The sequence below is a fragment of the Streptomyces sp. NPDC002886 genome, from assembly GCF_042888445.1.
In the GTDB taxonomy this organism is placed as follows: Bacteria; Actinomycetota; Actinomycetes; order Streptomycetales; family Streptomycetaceae; genus Streptomyces.
This window is the reverse complement of the sequence record NZ_JBIAPV010000004.1, coordinates 1,144,398-1,152,561: the sequence shown is the minus strand read 5'-3', so window position 1 is coordinate 1,152,561 and position 8,164 is coordinate 1,144,398. Positions and strand designations below refer to the sequence as shown.

Annotated in this window: 8 protein-coding genes and 1 rRNA gene; all 9 read left to right on the top strand. The window is 68.6% G+C overall.

Translation table 11 applies throughout. The features are described 5' to 3' along the window. Positions 1–86: ribosomal RNA gene (rrf, locus tag ACFYYB_RS23485) — 5S ribosomal RNA — on the top strand; the annotation flags it as partial. A gap of 130 nt (positions 87–216) precedes the next feature. Then, positions 217–807 (top strand): CDP-alcohol phosphatidyltransferase family protein, encoded by a 591-nt coding sequence (locus tag ACFYYB_RS23480; RefSeq protein WP_250745186.1) that lies wholly within the window; start codon positions 217–219, stop codon positions 805–807. Positions 808–906: 99 nt separating this feature from the next. Beyond that, positions 907–3,402 carry a mannose-1-phosphate guanyltransferase gene (locus ACFYYB_RS23475; protein ID WP_327307837.1) on the top strand — a complete coding sequence of 832 codons (2,496 nt, stop codon included), beginning with the start codon at positions 907–909 and terminating at the stop codon, positions 3,400–3,402. Positions 3,403–3,535: 133 nt separating this feature from the next. Continuing rightward, positions 3,536–4,438: a DUF881 domain-containing protein gene (locus ACFYYB_RS23470; protein WP_389437200.1), complete on the top strand. Its 903-nt coding sequence runs from the start codon at positions 3,536–3,538 to the stop codon at positions 4,436–4,438. After that, positions 4,435–4,767 (top strand): small basic family protein, encoded by a 333-nt coding sequence (locus ACFYYB_RS23465; protein WP_112452698.1) that lies wholly within the window; start codon positions 4,435–4,437, stop codon positions 4,765–4,767. Before ACFYYB_RS23470 ends, ACFYYB_RS23465 begins: the two co-directional genes overlap by 4 nt. 5 nt (positions 4,768–4,772) lie before the next feature. Beyond that, positions 4,773–5,627: a DUF881 domain-containing protein gene (locus ACFYYB_RS23460; RefSeq protein WP_389437199.1), complete on the top strand. Its 855-nt coding sequence runs from the start codon at positions 4,773–4,775 to the stop codon at positions 5,625–5,627. 483 nt (positions 5,628–6,110) lie between these two features. After that, positions 6,111–6,650 (top strand): FHA domain-containing protein, encoded by a 540-nt coding sequence (locus ACFYYB_RS23455; RefSeq protein WP_389437198.1) that lies wholly within the window; start codon positions 6,111–6,113, stop codon positions 6,648–6,650. A gap of 19 nt (positions 6,651–6,669) precedes the next feature. Further along, a complete protein-coding gene (locus ACFYYB_RS23450) occupies positions 6,670–7,443 on the top strand; it encodes a MerR family transcriptional regulator (protein ID WP_389437197.1) in 774 nt (257 codons plus the stop codon). Between the two features lie 107 nt (positions 7,444–7,550). Continuing rightward, on the top strand, positions 7,551–8,024 hold the full coding sequence (locus ACFYYB_RS23445; RefSeq protein WP_327307841.1) for a bifunctional nuclease family protein: 474 nt from the start codon (positions 7,551–7,553) through the stop codon (positions 8,022–8,024). Positions 8,025–8,164 lie beyond the last annotated feature (140 nt).

Sequence of the window (8,164 nt, the reverse complement as noted above, 5' to 3'; positions counted from 1 at the left end):
TTTACATTCCGAACCCGGAAGCTAAGCCTTTCAGCGCCGATGGTACTGCAGGGGGGACCCTGTGGGAGAGTAGGACGCCGCCGAACAATCATTGTGGAAAGCCCCGTACCAGGGAACTGGTACGGGGCTTTTCTGCGTTTACGGCCCGGTGCACCGGCTCCTGTAGGGTCAGGGGGCATCGTTCGACATTTCTACAGTCACAGTGGAGGCCCCCGGGTGGAGGTCCAGGAGACTCGGGTTCAGACTGACCGAATTTTCACCATTCCGAACATCCTGAGCATGGCTCGCCTCGCCGGCGTGCCTCTGTTCCTGTGGCTGATCCTGGCCGAGCACGACGGCTGGGCTCTTGCCGTCCTCATGCTCAGCGGGATCAGCGACTACCTGGACGGGAAGCTGGCCCGGCGCTGGAATCAGATCAGCAGCCTCGGCCGGCTGCTGGATCCCGCCGCGGACCGGCTCTACATCCTGTCCACCCTGTTCGGTCTCACGTACCGCGAGATTCTGCCGCTCTGGCTCACCGGGGCGCTGCTCGCGCGTGAGCTGATGCTGCTGGTCATGGTCTGGATCCTGCGCCGGCACGGCTATCCGCCGCCCCAGGTGAACTTCCTCGGGAAGGCCGCGACCTTCAACCTGATGTACGCGTTCCCCTTCCTTCTGGTGAGCACCTGGTCGGGTTGGTTGGCCTGGATGGGGTCAGTTTTCGGATGGGCGTTCGCCGGATGGGGTACAACCCTCTATTGGTGGGCAGGAGTCCTTTACGTGGTACAAGTCCGCCGGCTGGTGAAGGCGGACGCCACGGCCGATTGAGCTCGCTCGGCGCATGACTGACGCGGGGGAATGGTGCAGTCACCGTCCGGGACGGGCGAGGTCGGCGATACGCCGTCTCTCGAGGAGGACTCTTCCGACATGAAGGCCGTCGTGATGGCTGGTGGCGAAGGCACTCGGCTTCGCCCCATGACCTCAAGCATGCCCAAGCCGCTCCTGCCGGTGGCGAACCGGCCGATCATGGAGCACGTGCTCAGGCTGCTCAAGCGGCATGGGCTCAGCGAAACCGTGGTCACCGTGCAGTTCCTGGCGTCGCTCGTCCGGAACTACTTCGGTGACGGCGAGGAGCTCGGTATGGAGCTCACCTATGCCAACGAGGAGAAGCCACTCGGGACCGCCGGCAGCGTGAAGAACGCCGAGGAGGCTCTGAAGGACGACACGTTCCTCGTCATCTCCGGCGACGCGCTCACCGACTTCGACCTGACCGACCTGATCCGTTTCCACAAGGAGAAGGGCGGCCTCGTCACGGTGTGCCTCACCCGCGTGCCGAATCCGCTGGAATTCGGCATCACCATCGTGGACGAGGAAGGCAAGGTCGAGCGCTTCCTGGAGAAGCCGACGTGGGGCCAGGTGTTCTCGGACACCATCAACACCGGCATCTACGTCATGGAGCCGGAGATCTTCGACTACGTGGACGCGGACGTCTCGGTCGACTGGTCCGGTGACGTCTTCCCGCAGCTGATGAAGGAAGGCCGGCCCATCTACGGCTACGTCGCCGAGGGCTACTGGGAGGACGTCGGCACGCACGAGAGCTACGTCAAGGCCCAGGCCGACGTGCTCGAGGGCAAGGTCCAGGTCGACATGGACGGCTTCGAGATCTCCCCGGGCGTGTGGATCGCCGAAGGGGCCGAGGTGAGCCCGGACGCGGTGCTGCGCGGGCCGCTGTACATCGGGGACTACGCCAAGGTCGAGGCCGGGGTGGAGATCCGCGAGCACACCGTCATCGGATCGAACGTGGTCGTGAAGAGCGGTGCCTTCCTACACAAGGCCGTCGTGCACGACAACGTGTACATCGGGCCGCACAGCAACCTCCGCGGCTGTGTCATCGGCAAGAACACCGACATCATGCGGGCCGCCCGGATCGAGGACGGGGCCGTCATCGGCGACGAGTGCCTCGTCGGCGAGGAATCGATCATCCAGGGGAACGTGCGGGTCTACCCCTTCAAGACGATCGAGGCGGGCGCCTTCGTCAACACCTCGGTCATCTGGGAGTCCCGCGGGCAGGCACATCTGTTCGGTGCGCGCGGAGTCACCGGGATCCTCAACGTGGAGATCACCCCGGAGCTGGTGGTCCGGCTGGCCGGTGCCTATGCGACGACCCTGAAGAAGGGGGCGACGGTCACCACGGCCCGCGACCACTCCCGGGGTGCGCGAGCGCTCAAGCGGGCCGTGATCTCGGCGCTCCAGGCCAGTGCCATCAACGTCCGGGACCTGGAGAACGTACCGCTGCCCGTGGCGCGGCAGCAGACCGCGCGCGGCAGCGCCGGCGGGATCGTGCTGCGGACCTCGCCCGGAGTGCCCGACTCCGTCGACATCATGTTCCTCGACGAGCGGGGGGCGGACCTCTCCCTCCAGCAGCAGCGCAAGCTCGACCGGGTCTACGCGCGCCAGGAGTACCGGCGGGCCTTCCCCGGTGAGATCGGTGACCTGCAGTTCCCGGGAAGCGTCTTCGACGCCTACACCGGCTCGCTGCTGCGGCGCGTGGACACCACCGGGGTCGCGGACTCCGGGCTCAAGGTGGTCGTGGACGCCTCCAACGGCAGCGCCGGCCTGGTGCTGCCCAGCCTGCTGGGCCGGCTCGGGGTGGACGCCCTCACCGTCAACCCGGGACTCGACGAGTCCCGGCCCACCGAGAGCACGGAATCCCGCCGGGCCGGACTGGTGCGGCTCGGGGAGATCGTGGCGTCCTCGCGGGCCGCGTTCGGAGTGCGCTTCGACCCGGTGGGCGAGCGGATCTCCCTCGTGGACGAGCGCGGCCGGATCATCGAGGACGACCGGGCCCTGCTGGTGCTGCTCGACCTGGTGGCCGCCGAGAAGCGCAGCGGCAAGGTGGCGCTGCCGGTGACCACGACCCGGATCGCCGAGCAGGTGGCGGCGTACCACGGGACCCAGGTGGAGTGGACGACGACCTCGCCCGACGACCTGACGCGGGTGGGCCGGGCGGAGAACACCATCTTCGGCGGTGACGGGCGGGGCGGATTCATCGTCCCCGAGTTCAGCAGCGTCTTCGACGGCTCCGCCGCCTTCGTGCAGCTGATCGGGCTGGTGGCGCGGACGCAGCTCACGCTGAGCCAGATCGATGCCCGGATCCCGCGGGCGCACGTGCTCAAGCGGGACGTGCCGACCCCGTGGGCGGTGAAGGGACTCGTCATGCGGCGGGTCGTGGAGGCGGCCGGGGACCGGCAGGTGGACACCACCGACGGGGTGCGGGTCGTGGAGGCCGACGGACGGTGGGCGCTGGTGCTGCCGGATCCGGCGGAGGCGGTCACCCACCTGTGGGCCGAGGGACCCGACGACGCGTCCGCGCAGGCGCTGCTGGACGACTGGGCGGCGGTGGTGGACGGCGCCGGGAACTGAGGCGCCCGCGGGTGAGGGCGCAGGCCGCGACGGAGCGGCGTAGGGCCTGAAGTCCGGTGGAGCGGGCGGGGCGTAAGTCCCGTCCGGTCCACCGGACGTCCGCATTCGGTGGGAGCGGCGCCGACATGCGACGATGTGCGGCATGTCGCAGCCGCCCCACAACCGCAGTTCGGTACCTCCGGCGCGGCCGGACGCCTCCATGTCGCTGCTGACGCACGTGATGGACCACTCCCTCGACGAGGGCTACGCGGAGGCTTCGGCCCGGCGCGAGGCCGAGGGCACCTCCGGCCTGCCGCGGACCCTCAAGGCCAAGCTGGGTCTGGCCGCCGGGCTCGTGCTCGCCGCCAGCGTCGTCACCCTGGGCGCCGCGCAGGCGCGGGCGACCGCGCCGGTGCTGGCCAAGGAGCGTCAGGAACTCATCGACCGGGTCGAACGGGCCGACGCGCACGCGGACGGTCTGGAGCGGGACATCGAGCGTCTGCGTGCCACCGTCGCGGACCGCCAGCGCGAGGCGCTCAAGCAGCACGGCGGCGAACAGGGCCAGCTCGTGGCGCTGCTGTCCGGCGCCACCGAGGTCCACGGGCCGGGGGTCAAGCTGACGGTGGACGATGCCAAGGGCTCGTCGACCGGAGACGGCTCCGCGCCGCGCGAGAGCGCCGGATTCTCCGACACCGGGCGGCTCCGCGACCGCGATATGCAGAAGATCGTCAACGGGCTGTGGCAGTCGGGGGCGGAAGCGATCTCGATCAACGGGCAGCGGCTGACGTCGCTCTCGGCGATCCGGGCCGCGGGTGACGCGATACTGGTCGACAACAGGCCGCTGGTGCCGCCGTACGAAGTGCTGGCGATCGGCGACAAGAAGCGCCTCGGGACCGCGTTCCAGGACTCCGCGGACGGCCAGTACCTGCACGTGCTGCAGGAGAACTACGGCATCCGTTACACCTTGTCGTCCGAGGCCGAGGTGCGCCTTCCGGCCGCGTCGAGCCTGACCGTACGTACGGCTACAGCAGCAGAGCAGCAGAAGGGTGCATCGTGATCGCGGTACTGGGCCTCGTGGTCGGAGTGGTGGTCGGACTTCTCGTCCGCCCCGAAGTGCCGGCCGTGGTGGAGCCTTATCTGCCGATCGCCGTGGTCGCGGCGCTGGACGCGGTGTTCGGAGGCCTGCGCGCGATGCTGGACGGCATCTTCGTGGACAAGGTCTTCGTGGTGTCGTTCCTGTCGAACGTGGTCGTGGCGGCGCTGATCGTCTTCCTCGGCGACAAGCTGGGCGTCGGCTCGCAGCTGTCCACGGGTGTGGTCGTCGTCCTCGGCATCCGCATCTTCTCCAACGCCGCGGCCATCCGCCGGCACGTGTTCCGGGCGTGAGGCCGATGAGTACGAACGACACCCCGCCCGAGGAGCCGACGGCCGGGCCCGCGGGCCCCGAGCCCGGTCCCGGAGCCGTTCAGCCCGGAGCCGTTCAGCCCGGAGCGGCGCAGGCCGGTCCCGTCGAGGCAGCACCCGAGGAGACCGGCCGGCAGCGGCTGGCGGCCGGGTTGTGGCCGCCGCGGGTGAGCCGGGCCCAACTGATCGTCGCGGTGCTTCTGTTCGTCCTGGGGCTCGGTCTGGCCATCCAGGTACGGTCGAACAGTGACTCCAGCGCGTTGCGCGGTGCCCGTCAGGAGGACCTCGTACGGATCCTCGACGAGCTGGACGGGCGGACCAAGCGGCTGGAGGACGAGAAGCAGAAGCTCGACGACCAGCGGCGAGAGCTGGAGAGCAGCTCCAACCAGGCCGAGGAGGCCCGGAAGCAGACCGTGGAGAAGGAGCGCCAACTCGGGATCCTGGCCGGTACGGTGGCCGCGCAGGGTCCGGGAATCGTGCTGAAGATCACGGACCCCAAGGGCCAGGTGTCGTCGGACAAGCTGCTGGACACCCTCCAGGAGCTGCGGGCGGCCGGGGCGGAGGCGATCCAGATCAACGGGGTGCGGATCGTGGCGGACTCGTACTTCTCGGACGAGGAGGACGGGGTCGCGATCGACGGTAAGAAGATCACACAGCCCTATGAGTTCAAGGTGATCGGCAAACCGCAGGACCTGGAACCGGCGCTCAACATTCCCGGTGGCGTCGTCCAGTCGCTGGAGAAGGAGCAGGCCGTCGTCAGCGTCACACGTCCGGCGAAGATCGTCGTGGATGCCTTGCGGGCTGCGAAGCAGCCTGACTACGCTCGGTCGTCATCGTCGTGATGCGGGAGGTGCGGGAGACCGGCTCACGCGGGCGGATGCCTGCGGGGGGTCGAGGCACCGAAGTCGCGGTGCGTGGTGGAAACTGTCTGATGGTTACGGACGTTGTAAGTATGTCCGGGTCGGCAGGTGTTGCATTCGGAGTTCGTCCTGCCCCACGGGCGGGTCTGTTTCGGTCAAGGGGAATCGCCCGTGAAGTTGTTTGAGAAGTTGTTCGGCAAGAAGAACCGCGAGGAAAGCGGTGCGGCCAGGCACCGTGCGGGGCATGGAGACGTGGAAGGGCAGGGCGACCGGCCGCTCTTCCGCGACGAGGTCGCCGGAGCGGGTGACATTTCGGGCGCGCACGGCGCGTCGGCTGTTGACCCTGCCGGTACCGGACGCATAGGTTTCGGTGAACCATCAACCTCAAGTACGGGTGGAGGGTTTGCCCCCGACCCGTATGCCACCAATGCCTCCGCGGGGCAGCCGCGGCGCGAGGAGCCGTCCATGTCGGCCGAGCAGATTTGCAGCAGGTGCGGGCACCGCAGCGATGCGGCGAGCCGTTTCTGCTCCAACTGCGGGGCGCCGCTGCGGGCGGGTCTGACGCCGGAGCGTGCCTCGGAGACCACGTCCACCATCTCGATCTCGGGCCTGGAGGCCTACGAGGCCGAGGTGTCGGGACAGACGCACGTGTCGTCCTCGCTGTCCCCCGAGGCCCAGGCCGCGGTGGAAGCGCTGCCGCCGGGTTCCGCTCTGCTGATCGTGCGGCGGGGCCCGAACTCCGGCAGCCGGTTCCTCTTGGACGGTGAGCTGACGACGGCCGGCCGGCATCCGCAGAGCGACATCTTCCTGGACGACGTCACCGTCTCCCGGCGCCATGTCGAGTTCCGCAGGAGCCACGACGGTTTCACCGTCTCCGACGTCGGCAGCCTCAACGGCACGTACGTGAACCGTGAACCGATCGACTCCGTCGCCCTGAACAACGGCGACGAGGTGCAGATCGGCAAGTACCGGCTGGTCTTCTACGCGAGCCTGCGGGGGCACTGACCCTTCAAGGGAAGGTCCCATGCTGCGTATCCCGGCAGGCGGTGCCGCCAAGAGCGGCGCCGCCACCGCGGCCTCCTCGGGCGTGCGGCTGGTGAGCATCGGAACGGTGCTCACGATGCTGCGCGACGAGTTCCCCGACGTCACGATCTCGAAGATCCGTTTCCTGGAGGCGGAGGGGCTGGTCGAGCCCCGGCGCACACCTTCCGGATATCGCAAGTTCAGCACCGACGACGTGGAGCGACTGGCACACGTCCTGCGGCTCCAGCGCGACCACTACCTTCCGTTGAAGGTCATCCGCGAGCAGCTCGACGCGCTCGCGCGGGGTGAGCAGATCCGTATCCCGTCGCCCACGGCGCACGGGGAGTCCGTCGACCCCGCGAGCCCCGTCGCCCTCTACGGCGAGGTGGGCCGCGAGCGGCCGACCGTGGCCCGGGTGGGCCGGGCCGAGCTGATGGCCGCCGCCGAGGTGGACGAGGTCCAGCTTGTGGAGTGGGAGTCGTACGGGCTCATCGCGGAGGCCCCCGGCGGCGGTTTCGACGCCGAGGCGGTCACGGTGGCCCGTCTGGTGGCCGATCTCGGCCGATTCGGTCTGGAGCCGCGCCACCTGCGCGCGATGAAGGCCGCCGCCGACCGGGAGGCCGGTCTGGTGGAACAGGTCGTCTCGCCACTGCGCCGGCACCGCAATCCGCAGACCAGGGCCCATGCCGAGGCCACCATGAAGGAGCTCGCGGGGCTCTCCGTACGGCTGCACGAGGCCCTCGTACAAACTGCTCTCGGGGTTCGGCTGCACTGATTCCGAGGGGTTTTCGGGCCGACTTCGGCCGACTTCGGAGGGGCTTCGGGGCAGGCTTGGGGGAGCCCGACTACCCAAACCTGCCGGGCAGGTCCTAGGGTTGCTGTGTGAACGAGCTCGACGTTGTGGGTGTCCGGGTGGAAATGCCCTCGAACCAACCGATCGTGCTCCTGCGTGAAGTGGGAGGCGACCGGTACCTCCCCATCTGGATCGGACCAGGGGAGGCGACCGCCATTGCCTTCGCGCAGCAGGGCATGGCCCCTGCCCGGCCGCTGACACACGACCTGTTCAAGGACGTGCTGGAGGCGATCGGCGAGGAGCTCACCCAAGTCCGGATCACGGATCTGCGGGAGGGCGTTTTCTACGCGGAGCTCGTCTTCGCCAGCGGGGTCGAGGTGAGCGCGCGGCCTTCCGATGCCATAGCGCTCGCCCTGCGGACCGGGACGCCGATCTTCGGCAGCGACGGCGTGCTCGACGACGCCGGCATCGCGATCCCGGACGAGCAGGAGGACGAGGTGGAGAAGTTCCGCGAGTTCCTCGACCAGATCTCGCCAGAGGACTTCGGCACCGGCCCGCAGTGAGGCGCGGGTCGCGCCGTCCTCCCGGATATTTCAGCCCATTCGAGTAGCCTTTCCCCGCAATGGGGTACGGGAAACCACTCTCAGGGTGATTATCACTCGGCGTGCCGAGTGTGGCGATCGTTGACGCACCCCTGGTGACT